General features: G+C 31.7%; 14 protein-coding genes, 1 riboswitch and 1 other annotated feature. Of the genes, 10 read left to right on the plus strand and 4 right to left on the minus strand.

What is annotated here, in order from left to right; translation table 11 throughout:
* Positions 1-27 precede the first annotated feature (27 nt).
* Complete coding sequence (locus CLOPA_RS09660; RefSeq protein ID WP_015615240.1) at positions 28-435, minus strand: ArsR/SmtB family transcription factor; 408 nt, start codon at positions 433-435, stop codon at positions 28-30.
* A 256-nt stretch (positions 436-691) separates the two neighbouring features.
* Between CLOPA_RS09660 and CLOPA_RS09665 the strand changes: the two genes are divergently transcribed.
* Positions 692-967: a class I SAM-dependent methyltransferase gene (locus CLOPA_RS09665; RefSeq protein ID WP_041710857.1), complete on the plus strand. Its 276-nt coding sequence runs from the start codon at positions 692-694 to the stop codon at positions 965-967.
* 146 nt (positions 968-1,113) lie between these two features.
* On the opposite strand, the gene CLOPA_RS09670 is transcribed toward CLOPA_RS09665, so the two are convergent.
* Together CLOPA_RS09670 and CLOPA_RS09675 are read right to left on the minus strand one after the other, a co-directional pair.
* Entirely contained in the window at positions 1,114-2,022 is a 909-nt protein-coding gene (locus CLOPA_RS09670; protein WP_015615242.1) for a PhzF family isomerase, read from the minus strand.
* Positions 2,023-2,184: 162 nt separating this feature from the next.
* Entirely contained in the window at positions 2,185-2,703 is a 519-nt protein-coding gene (locus tag CLOPA_RS09675) for a tryptophan transporter (RefSeq protein WP_015615243.1), read from the minus strand.
* Between the two features lie 60 nt (positions 2,704-2,763).
* Positions 2,764-3,004 (minus strand) — a binding site (T-box leader).
* A gap of 281 nt (positions 3,005-3,285) precedes the next feature.
* Here CLOPA_RS09675 and CLOPA_RS09680 point away from each other — a divergent pair.
* From CLOPA_RS09680 to purD, 8 genes are all read left to right on the plus strand, one after another.
* Positions 3,286-7,047: a phosphoribosylformylglycinamidine synthase gene (locus tag CLOPA_RS09680; RefSeq protein ID WP_015615244.1), complete on the plus strand. Its 3,762-nt coding sequence runs from the start codon at positions 3,286-3,288 to the stop codon at positions 7,045-7,047.
* 265 nt (positions 7,048-7,312) lie between these two features.
* Positions 7,313-7,413, plus strand: a riboswitch (purine riboswitch).
* A 400-nt stretch (positions 7,414-7,813) separates the two neighbouring features.
* On the plus strand, positions 7,814-8,293 hold the full coding sequence (gene purE, locus CLOPA_RS09685; protein ID WP_015615245.1) for a 5-(carboxyamino)imidazole ribonucleotide mutase: 480 nt from the start codon (positions 7,814-7,816) through the stop codon (positions 8,291-8,293).
* Complete coding sequence (purC, locus tag CLOPA_RS09690; protein WP_015615246.1) at positions 8,293-9,003, plus strand: phosphoribosylaminoimidazolesuccinocarboxamide synthase; 711 nt, start codon at positions 8,293-8,295, stop codon at positions 9,001-9,003. Before purE ends, purC begins: the two co-directional genes overlap by 1 nt.
* Before the next feature lie 25 nt (positions 9,004-9,028).
* Complete coding sequence (gene purF, locus CLOPA_RS09695) at positions 9,029-10,438, plus strand: amidophosphoribosyltransferase (RefSeq protein ID WP_015615247.1); 1,410 nt, start codon at positions 9,029-9,031, stop codon at positions 10,436-10,438.
* A 20-nt stretch (positions 10,439-10,458) separates the two neighbouring features.
* Positions 10,459-11,454, plus strand: a complete 996-nt coding sequence (purM, locus tag CLOPA_RS09700) for a phosphoribosylformylglycinamidine cyclo-ligase (protein ID WP_015615248.1) — start codon at positions 10,459-10,461, stop codon at positions 11,452-11,454.
* A complete protein-coding gene (gene purN, locus CLOPA_RS09705; RefSeq protein ID WP_015615249.1) occupies positions 11,442-12,059 on the plus strand; it encodes a phosphoribosylglycinamide formyltransferase in 618 nt (205 codons plus the stop codon). The genes purM and purN overlap by 13 nt, the downstream gene beginning before the upstream one ends.
* Before the next feature lie 386 nt (positions 12,060-12,445).
* Entirely contained in the window at positions 12,446-13,948 is a 1,503-nt protein-coding gene (gene purH / locus CLOPA_RS09710) for a bifunctional phosphoribosylaminoimidazolecarboxamide formyltransferase/IMP cyclohydrolase (RefSeq protein WP_015615250.1), read from the plus strand.
* A gap of 101 nt (positions 13,949-14,049) precedes the next feature.
* Positions 14,050-15,300 carry a phosphoribosylamine--glycine ligase gene (gene purD, locus CLOPA_RS09715; protein WP_015615251.1) on the plus strand — a complete coding sequence of 417 codons (1,251 nt, stop codon included), beginning with the start codon at positions 14,050-14,052 and terminating at the stop codon, positions 15,298-15,300.
* A gap of 144 nt (positions 15,301-15,444) precedes the next feature.
* On the opposite strand, the gene CLOPA_RS09720 is transcribed toward purD, so the two are convergent.
* Positions 15,445-16,047, minus strand: coding sequence for a DUF1836 domain-containing protein (locus CLOPA_RS09720; protein ID WP_015615252.1), 603 nt, complete (start codon positions 16,045-16,047; stop codon positions 15,445-15,447).
* Positions 16,048-16,339: 292 nt separating this feature from the next.
* On the opposite strand from CLOPA_RS09720, the gene trhA reads away from it, so the two are divergent.
* Positions 16,340-16,990, plus strand: coding sequence for a PAQR family membrane homeostasis protein TrhA (gene trhA / locus CLOPA_RS09725; RefSeq protein WP_015615253.1), 651 nt, complete (start codon positions 16,340-16,342; stop codon positions 16,988-16,990).
* The last annotated feature ends 94 nt before the right edge of the window (positions 16,991-17,084 follow it).

Consider the following 17,084-nt stretch of genomic DNA (forward strand, 5'->3'; position numbering starts at 1 on the left):
GTATCATTAGCTTTATAAGATAATATATTATTTTTCTTTTATATGTGCTAATCCTTGATTGAATATTTGTTCCACGTGATTATCATCTAAAGAATAATAGACTACTTTGCCATTTCTTCTGTATTTAACTAATTTAGCCTGCCTTAGTGTTTTCAATTGATGTGATACTGAAGATTGTTTTATTCCAAGTAGACTTGATATATCACATACACACATTTCAGATATAGATAGTACGTGAAGAATTTTAACTCTGGTGGTATCACCAAATACCTTGTATAAATCGGATAAATCATAGAGTAATTCTTCATCAATCATATTTTCTCTAACTTTATTAATTATATCTTCATGAAGCACAGTGCAGTTACAGGTTTCTATAGTTTCAACTTCCTTGTTAGCCAAATAAACCACTTCCTTTACAATATTATATGTGCTCATATGTTCATGTGTTCATATGTATATATATAATATATGATTAATTTCAATTTTAGTCAATAAATTTCATGGATTTTTAGTATGAAAATCTTAAATAAAAACCATTTTTAAGATGATTCTCATAAATATTTGAAACTCAAATTGATATTTTATATAATTAAATAAGTAGGCAATAGTAATTTAGGGCGAACTAAACATTATTTATATAAATATAAAAGTTGATTACTATAATTTATGATAGAATGAGGGAATTATTTTGATGACATTATTAGAAGAATACAAAAATCAAAATATTTGGAGAGATTGGGATAAATATATAAAGAAATTACCATTAAATAAAAACCAAACAGTTTATGATTTAGGCTGCTCAACTGGAGTTGTGTCAAAATTACTTTCGTCACAAGTAAAAAAAGTAATTGGCTTTGATAATGATAGGTGTCTTTTAGAAGAAGCAAATAAACAGAAACAAAATAATTGTGAATTTATCTTAGAAGATATTTTTACATTTATTAAGAATATGATGAATTATTTTTAATTATGAATTATCCTACTTTTCATAAAACACTAAAGTTAATTTATCATTTACAAATTGTGTGTTTCCAGTTTTTATAATCTAGTTTTTCATATAAGTAACAATTACTCTTTTCTTGTAAAATGCTTTCAAGTTGCCATTCTAGATGATTATTCCAATGATAACTCAGATTTAAACACTATTACAGCATTTCCTGAAATTTTAACTTCTACGGGTTCATTATTTTGTATAATTACTTCCACTTCAATAATACCTGAACGTTTTATGGCTTCGCCTTGTTTAGCTTTAAATTTAAATAAAAAGTTATCATGCTGGATCAATTTATGGTGAACCAAATATGCCCCCAAAGGACCATTTGCATTACCAGTTACAGGATCTTCATTGATACCTATAGCAGGAGCAAACATTCTACCGTGAACTAAAATATCACTATCCTGAGAATCCACTGTAAAAACATAATATCCATTACATTTAATAATATTGCTCAATCTAGAAAGGGCATCATAATCAGGTTTCATTTTATTTAAGGTTGCAATGCTTTTTATACCAACTATAACCTTAGAATGGCCTGTTGAAACTATCTGAATTGGATAACTTTCTAATAAATCAGCATCACTTATATTTATTGCTGATAAAAGATTTTTTCTGTTTATTCCTTCAATAATATGGCCAAATTCAATTTTTCCTTGCGTCATAGTAATTTTGTAATCTTTGTTTTCTTTCACTATATCAACAGGCAAAATTCCTGCACCTGTCTTATGATAAGCCCTTGAAGTGTTAAGTTTATTTTCAATAGCACGGGCATAGTGTGCAGCAATAGTAGCATGTCCACAAATTGGCACTTCATTAGTTGGCGTGAAGAACTTTGTATGAACATCATACTCGTTATTATTTGAGGAAAAGATAAAAGCTGTTTCAGAATTATTAAGTTCCCTAGCTATTTTCTGCATTTCATCTGAAGTTAATCCGTCAGCATTTGTTATAACTCCAGCTGGATTTCCAACAAATTTATCCTTAGTGAATGAGTCTATTTGATATAAATTATACTTTCTTGCCATTCTTTTTCCTCCTATTGATTATGGATTTGTAGCTTGAAGCTAAATATCTTCATGTATTTTATATAGTATCTACTTCGCACTTTTTTTAAAGTATGAATTAAGGGAAGCCTAATATGACTTCCCTTAAAAATTTGTATTTTAGCAACAATATTTTTTTACTGTCTATCTACGAGAATATTTTAAACTAATATTTACGGCATTATATAAAATTACAGATATAATAGCATTAGCTATAACGGCTGGAAGCACTACAGCTAGGAGAAGAGTTGTAAATGATTTTGGTAATCCTGCTACAACAGAAACAGTTAATAAAAAAACTGTTCCACTTACTGCGGTACATACAAGTCCTATAATAGCAACCATAATTTGTTTTGGTATTCTGTCTTTCATTGCTTTAAACATTAGAAAGACTACCTGGCAGGTAATAAGCTTATCAACAATGTTGCCAACCTGTCCACCTGGAAAAGTACTGATAATTGCACAATATATACCTGATACAAGTCCGATTAAAATAGTTAGCTTATAATCATCGGCTAATATAATTGCTATGAACATCATGGCTAAAAGAAAATTTGGTCTCATTCCCATTACAACACCAGGTGTTATTTGGTATAATACCATTCCTATGGCAAGAAGAAGAGCTATTGTGACTAGTTTTCTCACATCATTTTTTGAACTCATTTTTAATCCACTCCCTTAATAATTAATAATAATATATAATACAAAAACCTCGTCCTAAAATATTAGGGCGAGGTTATAATCGCGGTACCACCTAATTTATGTATAAATACACAACTTAATTTTCAACACAAATATGCTCTAACCTTTTTAACAGTAGGCTTCCGATAACCACTACTTTTCCTAACGGATTTCGATTTATTTCTCAAGGGCCCATTCATAATAATTCATGCTGCCGAATTCTAACACCTTCGGCTCTCTGTAAGCAATTCTTAAAGCTACTCTTCCCTATCATTGAATATTTATGCACTTATATCAGTTATGATTTTACTGTAAATAAAAACAAATGTCAACAACTTTTTCTACTAGAAATTATGAAATAAACCAATTAAGTGCCAGCAATAAATTTTGTGGTTATTTGAGAAAATTAATTTCTATTGGCAATTAAATTATCCCTAATTTACTAATAATATTTTAACAAATACTTTATTTATGAAAAATTATATATTATAATAACTGAGTACGAATGAAACTATTTATTGCGAATTTATTGTTCGTAAATATCTATATAAGGAGAATTTAAATATGGATAACAAAGTTAGAAGAATATTTGTAGAGAAACGACAAGGTTTTAATGTTGAGGCACTTGAACTGCTGAATGACGTTAAAGAAAATCTTAATATTAGTCAATTATCTAATATCAAAATTGTAAATAGATATGATATAAGTGGAATTTCAGATGAGGAATTTGAAAAGGCAAAAAAAATAATATTTTCTGAGCCTGTAACTGATAATGTGTTTGAAGAAAATATAAACACTAAAGATAATGATAGTATTTTTGCAGTAGAATATCTGCCAGGACAATATGATCAGAGAGCAGATTCAGCAGATCAATGTATTAAAATATTATCACAAAATGAAGCTTCCAAGGTAGCAACTGCAAAATTATATATTTTAGAGGGAGAACTTAATGAGGTTGAAGTAGAAAGGATAAAAAAATATTGCATTAATCCAGTAGATTCAAGAGAAGCTTCCATGGAAAAGCCGGAGACTTTAGAAACAGAGGTGGAACTCCCAGCAGATGTAAAAATTTTAGAATATTTTACAGATCTACCAGAGGAAAAATTAGAACAATTTAGATTAGATGAAGGTCTTGCCATGAGTCTTGCAGATCTTAAATTTTGTCAGGAATATTTCAAGAATACAGAAAAAAGAAATCCAACATATACAGAAATAAAGGTAATTGATACCTATTGGTCAGATCACTGCAGACACACTACTTTTGCTACAAAGCTAAATAATGTAGAGTTTGAAAAGGGTAAATTTAATAAACCAGTTAAAGAAGCCTTTGAAGAATATAATAATTCAAAAACAAAATTAAAAAGAGAAGATAAGGTTACATGCCTTATGGATGTAGCACTTATGGCTATGAGGGAACTTAAAGAAGATGGAAAGCTTCAAGATCTGGATGTATCTGATGAGATCAATGCCTGCAGTATAGAAAAGGAAGTTGACATTGATGGCAAAAAAGAAAAATGGTTAATTATGTTTAAAAATGAAACTCACAATCATCCTACAGAAATAGAGCCTTTTGGTGGAGCAGCAACTTGTATAGGGGGATGTATAAGAGATCCTCTTTCAGGAAGAGTTTATGTATATCAGGCAATGAGAGTAACAGGAAGCGGAGATCCTAGAACAAAAATAGAAGATACACTTCAGGGAAAATTACCTCAAAGAAAGATAACTGTGGGAGCAGCAAAGGGTTACAGCTCTTATGGTAATCAAATAGGTCTGGCTACAGGTCAGGTAACAGAAGTATATCATGAGGGATACGTAGCAAAGAGATTAGAAGTTGGAGCAGTTATTGGAGCAGCGCCAAAGGAAAATGTGGTGAGGAAAGAACCAAAGGCTGGTGATATAATAATACTACTTGGAGGCAGAACTGGTAGAGACGGCTGCGGTGGGGCTACAGGTTCTTCTAAAGAACATGATGAGAAATCCATACTTACCTGTGGAGCAGAAGTTCAAAAGGGAAATGCTCCTACAGAGAGAAAAATACAGAGATTATTTAGAAATCCTGAAGTAAGTAAACTTATAAAAAGGTGTAATGATTTTGGAGCAGGTGGAGTTTCTGTTGCTATAGGAGAATTAAGCGATGGTCTTGATATAAATTTAAATTTAGTACCGAAAAAATATGAGGGCTTAGATGGTACTGAACTTGCCATATCAGAATCTCAGGAACGTATGGCTGTAGTTGTAGAGGAAAAAGATGCAGATAAATTTATTGAACTTTCCCTCAAAGAAAATTTAGAAGCAGTAAAGGTAGCAGTAGTAACAGAAGATAGAAGGCTGAAACTTAGATGGAGAAATGACTATGTAGTTAATATAAGCAGAGACTTTTTGGACACTAATGGTGTAAGACAGGAAATAGATGTATATGTTAAAAAACCAAAGAAATCCTTGAATTACTTTGCAAAAACTGAAAAAGTAAAAGATATAAAGAAAAAATGGCTGTCAGTTTTGGAGGACTTAAATGTATGCAGTCAAAAGGGACTTGTGGAAAGATTTGATAGTACTATAGGCGCAGGCAGTGTGTTCTTGCCTTTTGCCGGTAAATATCAAATGACTCCTACAGAGGCTATGATTGCTAAGGTTCCTGTTTTAAAAGGGGAAACTAATACAGCAACAGTTATGGCTCATGGCTATAACCCTAATTTGTCAAGCTGGAGCCCTTTCCATGGAGCAGTTTATTCCGTGGTTGAAGCTGTGGCAAAGGTAGTAGCTTGTGGCGGTAAATACGATAGTATAAGACTTACACTGCAGGAATATTTTGAAAGACTTGGAACAGAGCCTGAAAGATGGGGAAAACCTCTTGCAGCGCTCCTTGGAGCATACCATGCTCAAAAGATGTTTGAAATACCTGCTATAGGCGGAAAAGACAGTATGTCAGGTACTTTTAAAGATATGGATGTACCGCCTACTTTAGTTGCCTTTGCAGTGGATGTAGTGGATGCTAATAAGGTTGTATCTCAGGAATTTAAAAATTCAGGAAATACTGTAGTGTTAGTTGAAGCAGTGAGAGATGAAAATGAATTGCCAGATTTTAAAGTGCTTAAGAAGAACTATAAAAAAATCAATAAATTAATTGAAAAGGGTAGAGTACTTTCCTCTTATACAGTAAAGCAGGGTGGAGTTTGTGAAGCTATAACAAAGATGTGTCTTGGAAATAAAATAGGCTTTGGTTTTAATAAAAATGTCGATGAAGAACTTTTATTTGAACCATCTTATGGATCTATAATTCTTGAAATAGATAAAGAAGAAAATGTGAAAAAAATCATGGATGGAGTTAATTATGTAGTTCTAGGAAAAACTACTAATGAAGCGGCTATTAGCTATGAAAAATTTAATTTAGATATAGATGAATTATTAAAGCAATGGACAAAAACTCTGGAAGGGGTATTCCCAACAAAAACAGAGGTGAGCAGTAAAGATATAGAAAAAGGTGTGTTTGACAATAGAAATACGAAATCACCAACTATAAAATATGCAAGACCAAGAGTGTTTATACCGGTATTTCCTGGTACAAATTGTGAGTATGATTCAGCAAGAGCTTTTGAAAGAGCAGGAGCAGAGACTAGTGTCAAAGTATTTAAAAATTTAACTCCTGACTTTATAAAGGAATCTGTAGATTTTATAGCTAATGAAATTGATAAAGCGCAGATGATTATGCTTCCAGGAGGCTTTAGCGCTGGAGATGAGCCTGATGGTTCAGGTAAATTTATTGCTTCAGTTTTAAGAAATCCTAAAATTGCAGAGAGCATAATGAAGCTTCTTAAAGAGAGAGATGGACTTATGCTGGGTATATGTAATGGCTTCCAGGCGTTAACCAAATTAGGACTTGTACCTTTTGGAGAAATAAGAGAAATAGACGAGGAATGTCCTACACTTACCTATAATAATATAGGAAGACATGTATCTAAAATGGTAGATACAAGAATTGTTTCTACATTATCACCATGGTTTAATCAGGTTAATTGTAATGAAGTTTATACTATACCGGTATCTCATGGCGAGGGAAGATTTGTTGGAAAAGAAGATGTAATTAAAAAGCTATTTGAAAATGGTCAGGTGGCCACTCAATATGTGGACTTTAAGGGTAATCCAACTTATGATATTGACTTCAATCCAAATGGATCTATGCAGGCTATTGAGGGTATAACAAGTCCGGATGGAAGAATACTGGGTAAAATGGGGCACAGTGAAAGAATAGGAAGTAATATTGCAAAAAATATACCTGGAAACAAGGATCAGAAGATATTTGAATCTGGTGTAAAATACTTTAAATAAGACATAAATTGACAGAATATGTGTTTGATTTTTATAATAAGTAAAACTTGAATACCATATAATTTAAATTTCAAACGCATATTTTAGTAATTGGCTATACATTTAAAGTAAAATATATAGATGAAATTTGTTTGAAATCAATATATAACGAATAAATAATATGGAAAAACATTAAATATACGGTATATGTACGAATGTTACTATGAATAATCTTATAAACACATTGACTTTTTATAAGTCTAGTGTTAGTATTTATTTGCAGCTAATTAAAAATTAAATATGCATCCATATAATCTTGATAATAGGGTTCAGGAGTTTCTACAAAAGGCCTTAAACTTTTTGGCTATGGGTAAATTTATAAATTATGAGAGTTAGGATTTCTTAACTCTCTATATTAAGCGCTCTATAAGTGAATTTACTCCATATTCATTTTGGAGCATTTTTAATTTTAGGCATTTAAAAACAAATAATAAGTCGAATTTTAACAGTTGATTCATAGTTTCTTTATGATGATATATTGACAAAAATCAACATGTTTCAGCAATAATTTATATAAAACTAGCGATTATTTACAAATAAATTATGTAATATAAAATATAATAAATTAGATGATTACTTTATAAGGATTACTAATTATAATTAATATTTTAGTATAAGACATCTTAAAGGAAATAACCGATGAAAGATGTTTAATAATAAAGTGTGCAAAAAACCAAACAATTAAATTTGTTTAGTCCAGCATAAGGAGTATAGGAGGAATTTATAAATGAAAGTTGCAATAATATTTGGAAGTAAATCAGATGTGGATAAGATGAGAGGTGCTGCCAAGGCTCTTAAGGAATTCGGTATTGAGTACAGAGTTCACATACTATCGGCTCACAGAGTTCCAGAAAAATTAGCTCAGGTAATTGAAGATTTAGAAGCTGAAGACTTTGATTGCATAATAGCAGGGGCAGGACTTGCAGCGCATTTGCCAGGAGTAATTGCTTCACATACTACACTTCCAGTAATAGGAGTACCAATAAATGCAGCTCTTAACGGATTGGACTCACTTTTATCTATAGTTCAAATGCCAAAATCAATTCCAGTAGCTACTGTAGGAATAAATAACAGCTACAATGCAGGAATGTTAGCAGTTCAGATGCTATCTTTAAAATATCCAGGGTTAAAAGAAAAACTAATTCAATATAGAAAAGATATGAAAAGCAAATTTATAAGTGAAAACGAAGAAGGAGTGGAATTATAATGACAAAAAAAGAATTATTATACGAAGGAAAAGCAAAAAAGGTTTATGCTACTGATAAAGAGGATGAAGTTATAGTTTATTATAAAGATGATGCTACAGCTTTCAACGGAGTAAAAAAGGGTCAGATAGAAGATAAGGGTGAATTAAATAACAGCATAACTTCAATGTTATTTGAACTTGTAGAAAAACATGGTGTAAAAACACATTTTATAGAGAAACTAAATGATAGAGAACAACTTTGCAAAAAAGTTAATATAGTTCCACTAGAAGTTATAGTAAGAAATGTAGCTGCAGGAAGTATGGCTAAAAGACTTGGTGTTGAAGAAGGAAGTCCATTAAAGACTACAGTATTTGAAATATGCTATAAGAATGATGATTATGATGATCCTTTGATAAATGATACTCATGCAGTTGCTTTGGGATTTTCAACTTTTGAGGAATTAAAGACTATATATGCAATGACTGATAAGGTAAATGAAATACTTAAGGAATTTTTCTTAAAACAAAATATTAAACTTATTGACTTTAAATTGGAATTTGGTAAAACTACTAATGGAGAAATACTATTAGCAGATGAAATATCTCCAGATACTTGCAGACTTTGGGATGCAACAACTAATGAAAAACTTGATAAAGATAGATTTAGAAGAGATATGGGTAATGTAAAAGAAGCTTATGTTGAAATATTAAAGAGAATCGCAGGAAAATAAATTTTTTAAGAGAGGGAGTTTAACTGTGATAGATTTAGAACAAGATAAACTTAAAGAAGAATGTGGTGTTTTTGGAATTTTTTCAAATAGGAATATAGATGTATCACATTTAACATACTATGGACTGTATGCACTTCAGCACAGAGGACAGGAAAGTGCTGGTATTGCAGTGTGCAATAATGGTAAGATTGATGTCCATAAAGGTATGGGACTTGTAACAGATGTGTTTGATAATGATAGCTTAGACAAAATGGTTGGAAATTCTGCAATAGGTCATGTAAGATACTCTACTACTGGTGGCAGCTGTGCCAATAATGCTCAACCTATAGTTAATGAATTTGAATTAGGTTCTATTGCTCTTGCTCACAACGGAAATCTTGTAAATACTGATATTATAAGAGAACTATTGCAGTATGGCGGAACTTCCTTTGAAACTTCAATAGATACTGAAGTTGTACTGAAATTGATTGCTAAAAATGCAAAAAAAGGTATAGAAAACGCCGTAGCTGATGCAATTCAGGCTATTAAAGGTTCCTTTGCCATTGTTATTTTAACAGAGGATAAATTAATCGGAGTTAGAGATCCTAACGGTATACGACCTCTCTGCATAGGTAAATTTGATGATAATAGTTATGTAATGTGTTCAGAAACTTGTGCACTTGATGCAGTAGGTGCTGAATTTGTAAGAGATGTAAATCCAGGTGAAATTGTAATAATAGATAAAGAAGGAATCAAAAGTATAAATTTTGCAGAAAAGACTAAATGTGAAACCTGTGTTTTTGAATATATATATTTTGCAAGACCAGATAGTGTTATAGATGGAATAAGTGTATACAACTCAAGAGAACTTGCAGGAGAAGAGCTTTATAGAGAAGCTCCTGTAGAGGCTGATATGGTAATTGGTGTACCAGATTCAGGACTTGCAGCAGCTACAGGCTATGCAAAGGCTTCCGGAATACCTTATGGTATAGGACTTATAAAAAACAGATACGTGGGAAGAACCTTTATATCACCTACTCAGGAACTTAGAGAAAAGGCTGTTGCTGTAAAATTAAATCCTTTGAAAGTGAATATTGAGGGGAAAAGAATAGTTATAATAGACGATTCCATTGTAAGAGGAACTACAAGTAAAAAATTGGTGGATATATTAAGGAAAGCAGGAGCAAAGGAAATTCATTTTAGAGTATCTTCTCCTATTATAAAATATCCATGCTATTTTGGAATAAATATAGCTTCCAGAAATGAACTCATAGGTGGAAATAAGACTGTGGAGGAAATAAGAGATTTTATAGGCGCAGACAGTCTTGCATATTTAAGCATAGATTCACTTTTAAAGAGTTTAGGTAAGAAAAATAATTTCTGTCTTGGATGTTTAAAAGGAGTATATCCTGTGTCAGCACCAATGGAAGTTGAAAAGGAAAGATTTGAAGTATAATTTTGAAAGGTTGTGTACTAATGGTAACTTATAAGGACGCTGGTGTAAATATTGAAGAGGGCTATGAAACTGTAAGCAAAATAAAGGACTATGCTAAAAAAACTTACACAAAGGATGTTTTAAATAATTTAGGTAGCTTTGCAGGAATGTTTGCTCTGGGGAATTATAAAAATCCTGTACTTGTTTCCGGTACAGATGGTGTTGGAACAAAGCTTGCCATAGCATTTAAGCTGAAAAAATATGATACAGTTGGTATTGATTGTGTTGCAATGTGTGTCAATGACATTTTATGTCATGGTGCAAAACCACTATTTTTCCTTGATTATATGGCTTGTGGTAAGCTTTCAGCTGAAACTGCTTCACAAATCGTAAAGGGTGTATCTGAGGGTTGTCTTCAGGCTGAAAGTGCCCTTATAGGTGGAGAGACAGCTGAAATGCCAGGGTTTTATAAAGACGGAGACTATGATTTAGCAGGTTTTTCAGTAGGTATAGTTGAAAAAGATGAAATTATAGACGGAAGTAAAATTGAAGACAAAGACGTACTTATTGGAATTGCATCTTCAGGTGTTCACAGTAACGGTTTTTCACTTGTAAGAAAATTAGTACCTGATATAGAAATTGATTTTCATGGTAAAAAAATTGGAGAAGTTCTTCTTGAACCAACAAAGATATATGTAAAGCCTATATTAAAGCTTATGGAGAAATTTGAAATAAGAGGTATGGCACATGTAACTGGTGGCGGTTTCTATGAAAATATTCCAAGAATGTTCAAAGGAGATTTTACAGCTATAATAAATAAAGACAGCTATGAAGTTCCAGAAATATTCAAATATTTAATGTCTCTTGGAGTAAAAGGGAATGATATGTATAATACTTTTAATATGGGCATTGGTTTCGTATTATGCGTAAAGCAAGAGGATAAAGCAGCAGTAATAGACACATTAAAAGAATTTGGAGAAGAAGCCTTTGAAATTGGTTACGTTGAAGCAGGAGGCAAAGGTGTATGTTTAAAATAGCAGTGCTTATTTCAGGTGGAGGAACTAATCTGCAATCTATTATTGATAAAGTAAAGTCAGGGTATTTGAATTGTAAAATTGAAATAGTAATCAGTGATAGTGAGAAAGCCTATGGAATAGAAAGAGCTAAAGAAAATAATATATATGCTATAGCTTTAAGTAAAAAGCAGTATGGTGATAAATTATCCGACGAAGTTTTAAAGATTGTAGAGGAAAAAGGTGTAGACTTAATAGTTACAGCAGGTTTTCTATCCATCTTAAAAGGTGATTTATTAAAGAAATTTAAAAACAGAATAATAAACATTCATCCTTCTCTAATACCTTCTTTTTGTGGCAAGGGGATGTACGGTTTAAATGTACATAAAGCTGCAATAAGTTATGGTGTTAAGGCTTCTGGCTGCACCGTGCATTTTCTAGATGAAGGGACGGATACAGGGCCAATTATAATACAAAAGACTGTGCCAGTGTTTGCTGAGGATACTGCAGAGTTACTTCAGAAAAGAGTACTAGAAAAGGAGCATGAAGCTTTACCAGAGGCTATTAGGCTTATAGCGGAAAATAAAGTTGAGGTTCAAGAGAGAAAAGTATTCATAGAAAATAATTAATTTTAAAGTAAGATATAATAAATAGTAATTCAAAATAGACTAGCATACTGACCAGTTATTTATTTGAATGTGCATTAAGTAAGAATAAGACAGAATGAAATTTAGCTTGATCACAGGAGCTTTACTTATAGAAAATATTTAACTTGAAAGTAAAAGATATTAAAAAAGAAATAAGGCATCTGAAAGGAAAATAGATTAGTATATTAACTGGTTATTTCTTTTATGATGCCTTTATTATCTGATAATTAGTTGCTGTAATATTCAATGAATATAAAAGGTACAGTATACATAGCAGTGGCAAGTCCATAGAGTATTAATCTAAAAATTTAAGATTTACAATGATAGATAAAAGTCTTTAAAATATTTAAGTGGAGGTAATATATTATATGATTAAAAGAGCATTAATCAGTGTATACAATAAGGATAAAGTTCTTGATTTAGCTAAATTTCTTATTAAAAAAGATGTGGAAATAATTTCTACTGGTGGTACATACAAATATTTAAAAGAAAATCACATAGCTGTAACAGAAGTAGAGGAAGTTACGGGTTTTCCTGAAATGATGGACGGCAGGGTAAAGACACTTCACCCTAATATTCATGGAGGTATACTTGCCATAAGAGACAATGCTCAGCATATGAAAGCTATTGAAGATAAGGGAATCAAGCCAATTGATCTAGTAGTAGTTAACCTTTATCCTTTCTTTGATAAAGTTCAGGAAGATTTAACCTTTGAAGAAAAAATTGAGTTTATAGATATCGGTGGTCCTACTATGATAAGAGCAGCTGCAAAGAATTTTCAAGATGTAGTTGTGCTTACAGATGTTAAGGATTATGAAGATGTAATAGATCAAATAGATAAAAATGGTGAAGTAGATTTTGAAAGTAGAAAAAAATTTGCTGGTAAAGTATTTAATTTAATGGCTGCCTATGATGCAGCTGTAAGTAGATTTTTACTGGGAGATGAAGTTTATCCTGAATATCTTAATATGTCTTATAAAAAATCTATGGATTTAAGATATGGTGAAAATCCTCATCAAAGTGCTGCTTACTATGTGTCTACAGCTACTAAAGGCGCAATGAAAGATTTTCAGCAGCTAAATGGTAAGGAACTTTCTTATAACAACATAAAGGATATGGATATAGCTTGGAAAGTAGCCTCAGAATTTGAAGAACCTATGTGCTGTGCACTAAAACATAATTCACCTTGTGGTGCTGCTATAGCGGATAATATTCATGATGCCTACGTTCGTGCCTTTGAATGTGATCCTACCTCTATTTTTGGTGGTATAGTTGCTGTTAATAGAAAATTAGATGTAGCAACAGCAGAGGAACTTGTGAAGATTTTCCTTGAAATAGTAATAGCTCCTGATTTTGAAGACGCTGCACTGGAAATATTAAAGACAAAGAAAAACTTAAGAGTTATAAAAGCAGAGCACAAACCACAGGATCATAGAGAATATGCAAAGGTAGACGGTGGAATTCTAGTACAGAGTTCAGATGATAAACTTGTAGATGAACTTAAATTTGTAACAGAAAAGAAGCCGACAGAAGAGGAATTAAAGCAGCTTCTATTCGGTATGAAGGTAGTAAAATATGTTAAATCCAATGCAATACTGGTGGTTAAAGATGGAATGGCTAAGGGAATTGGCGGCGGACAGGTAAACAGAATATGGCCGACAATTGAAGCACTTGATAGAGCAAAGGATGGTACTCTTCTTGTATCAGATGCTTTCTTCCCATTTAACGATGTAGTGGAAGAAGCAGCTAAGCACAATATAAAGGCAATAATACAGCCTGGTGGCTCTATAAGAGACCAAGATTCCATTGATGCCTGCAATAAACATGGCATAGCAATGGTGATTTCAGGAATAAGACATTTTAAACACTAGGTAGAAATGTAATGCTGGAAAAATTTGCACCCCTGGGGTGTAAATTTTTCCATAGTGAGATAGTCTGTATTATTTTTTATTAATGTAGAGGAAGTGATAAATTGAAAATTTTACTTATTGGAAATGGTGGTAGAGAACATGCTATAGCATGGAAGATGGCATTAAGTACTATTGTTGACAAGATTTATTGTGCACCTGGAAATGGTGGTACTCATCTTGAGAATAAGTGTGTAAATGTAAATTTAGATACTATAGATGAATTATTAAACTTTGCTAAAGAAGAAAAAATAGACTTAACTTTTGTTGGACCGGAAGCAAAGCTGGTAGAAGGTATTGTAGATGTATTTAAGGAAAATGGATTAAAGATATTTGGACCATCAAAAGCAGCCGCTGAGCTTGAAGGAAGTAAGGCTTTCGCTAAGGAATTTATGAAAAAGCACGGAGTTAAAACAGCAGCTTATGAGGTTTTTGATAGAGTAGAGGAAGCTCTTGATTATACTGAAAAATGTCCTTATCCAATAGTTATTAAAGCTGATGGCCTGGCTGCAGGTAAAGGTGTAGTTATATGTGGTACAGCAGAAGAGGCGCAGAATACACTAAAAGACTTTATGGTAAATGATGTATTTAAGGGCTCTGGTAAAAAAGTAGTTATGGAAGAGTTTCTTGATGGAGTAGAAGCTTCTATTCTTTCTGTTACAGATGGCAATGTTATAGTGCCTTTTATATCAGCTAAGGACCATAAGCAGATCTTCGATGAGGATAAGGGCCCTAACACTGGCGGAATGGGCGCAATTGTCCCAAATCCATATTGCACTGAAAATGTACTTAAAGAATTTGAGGAAACCATGTTAAAGCCTACTCTTTCTGGAATAAAGGAAGAGCATATGGACTACTGCGGTATTATTTTCTTCGGACTTATGATAACTAAAAAGGGTACATATTTATTGGAGTACAACGTAAGAATGGGTGATCCAGAAACTCAGGCAGTATTGCCACTTTTAGAAAGTGATTTCACTGAAATCATATTGGCTGCCATAGATGGAAAGCTTAAAGATGTTGAAATCAAGTGGAAAAAAGGCGGTGCCTGCTGTGTAGTTCTGGCTTCCAAGGGTTATCCGGGAAGTTATGAAACAGGTAAAGCTATTGACATCAAAGCAGCAGAAAGCAAAGTATTTGCAGCAGGAGCTAAATATGAAGATGATACTTTGAAAACCTCTGGAGGTAGAGTCATGTCAATTGTATCTACTGGAGATACACTAGAGGAAGCAATTAAAAATGCATATGCAGATATAAAAAATGTAAATTTTGAAGGCATGTATTTTAGAAAAGACATAGGAACTCTATATAGATAGGATAGAATATCAATGAATTTTACTTAGCTGGAGTTTGTATTCACAATAAGTTTAAATAAATTATCCAGCCATTAGTCATCGCATAAATGATTCAAAGTGCGTAAATTAAAATTGAAAAATAGTATTCAGAATAATTTCTGAATACTATTTTTTTGCTACATTAAAAAAGTTATCTATGATTTTCTCTGACATACGTATATTCATATTAGCTTCTGCTATAAGGGACAGCACCATAAGTATTAATTCATTTTTGCTATTATCGCCATTATCCTTATTTTTTAAATTATTTTTAGTTCTATCTAAAAGTGTGTAAAAGTGTTCACTAAATTTATTTTCATTTTCTCTTTTAATTTCTAAAAAAGTGTCATACAAATTTTCTACAGAAATAAGTTCTTTATTTTCATTTTCTATATCTTTTAATATTGGGTTAAAAACTTTTCCTATATCAGCTAAAGACAAACTCTGTTTTAAATTGTATATTATAGATAACAATATTATCTGTTCTTTAGTATATTTTTTACTCTTTACAGGTGGAAAGATTTTAGCCTTTGCATAGTTATTAATCATAGTCTTAGTCATTATTTTATCTTCTTCATTTCTTTTAAGAGGATGGAGTTTACTTTCAAATAAAGTTGTTACCTGATCCATGTATAAATCAATATTTGGTATATCATCAAGAGTTAGTTCATTAAACTCAGTAATTTCAGAAACAAGAGCATCTAAGTTTTTATCGTTCTTTGTGTCCACGTAAATCACCTCTAGTATATTATATAGTATTTATTACTATGAATCTAGGTTTTATAAATTATTTTATTTACTCAGTTTATTCTATTCTATATTTACATCACATATTAATTAAAGAAAATATAATAAAAAACCTAGATTTATGGAGATAATAAGATATAAAGCCTATAAAATTTGACTATATTATCTATAAAGGGTATTGAAATATAAGTATAATATCATTACAATAATAATATAATAACATATAGTATTAAAAACTACGTTATCAATATATGAATATAAAGGAGTGAATGTTGTGTTTGCAAAATTCAGAGAACCTGTTAGTGGATTGACACATTTATTTGGAGTAGGTATTTCTATAGTGGGGCTTATTATCTTAATTAATTACACTTTAAAGCTAGATAATTTGACTCATATAAGCGCTTTTGTTGTATTTGGTGTAAGTCTGATATTGCTTTATAGTGCAAGTTCTGTCTATCATTTAACCTCTGCCTCACAAAAGGTAATTAAAGTACTTAGAAGAATAGACCATTCTATGATATATATTTTGATTGCAGGCAGCTATACACCTATTTGTTTAATAGCGTTAAGAGGAAAATTAGGACTGAGTATATTGGTTATAATATGGTGTCTAGCTATATTTGGTATACTGGTTAAGAATTTTTGGTTTAACGCACCTAGATGGCTTTCAACTTTTTTTTACATATTTATGGGCTGGCTTGTAATTGTAGCAATTTTTCCACTGGCAAAAGTCCTCACAGGCATTGCTCTAACCTGGCTTGTAGTGGGTGGAATCTCCTATACTATAGGCGGTATAATATATGGTCTTCAGCTTCCAAAGATGAAAAATAAATATTTTGGTTCTCATGAAATATTTCATATCTTTGTGCTGCTAGGAAGCTTCTGTCATTATTGGCTTGTACTTAAGTATGTAAGTATTATGTAGCAAAGTTTAGAGAATATACTATACCAGCTTAATATAAAAAATTTTAATGACTTGAAAAAGTTGATTTTATACAAGAAAAATGGTTTTGAAACAG

Origin of the sequence: Clostridium pasteurianum BC1 (genome assembly GCF_000389635.1) — a bacterium.
GTDB classification, from domain to species: Bacteria; Bacillota; Clostridia; order Clostridiales; family Clostridiaceae; genus Clostridium_I; species Clostridium_I pasteurianum_A.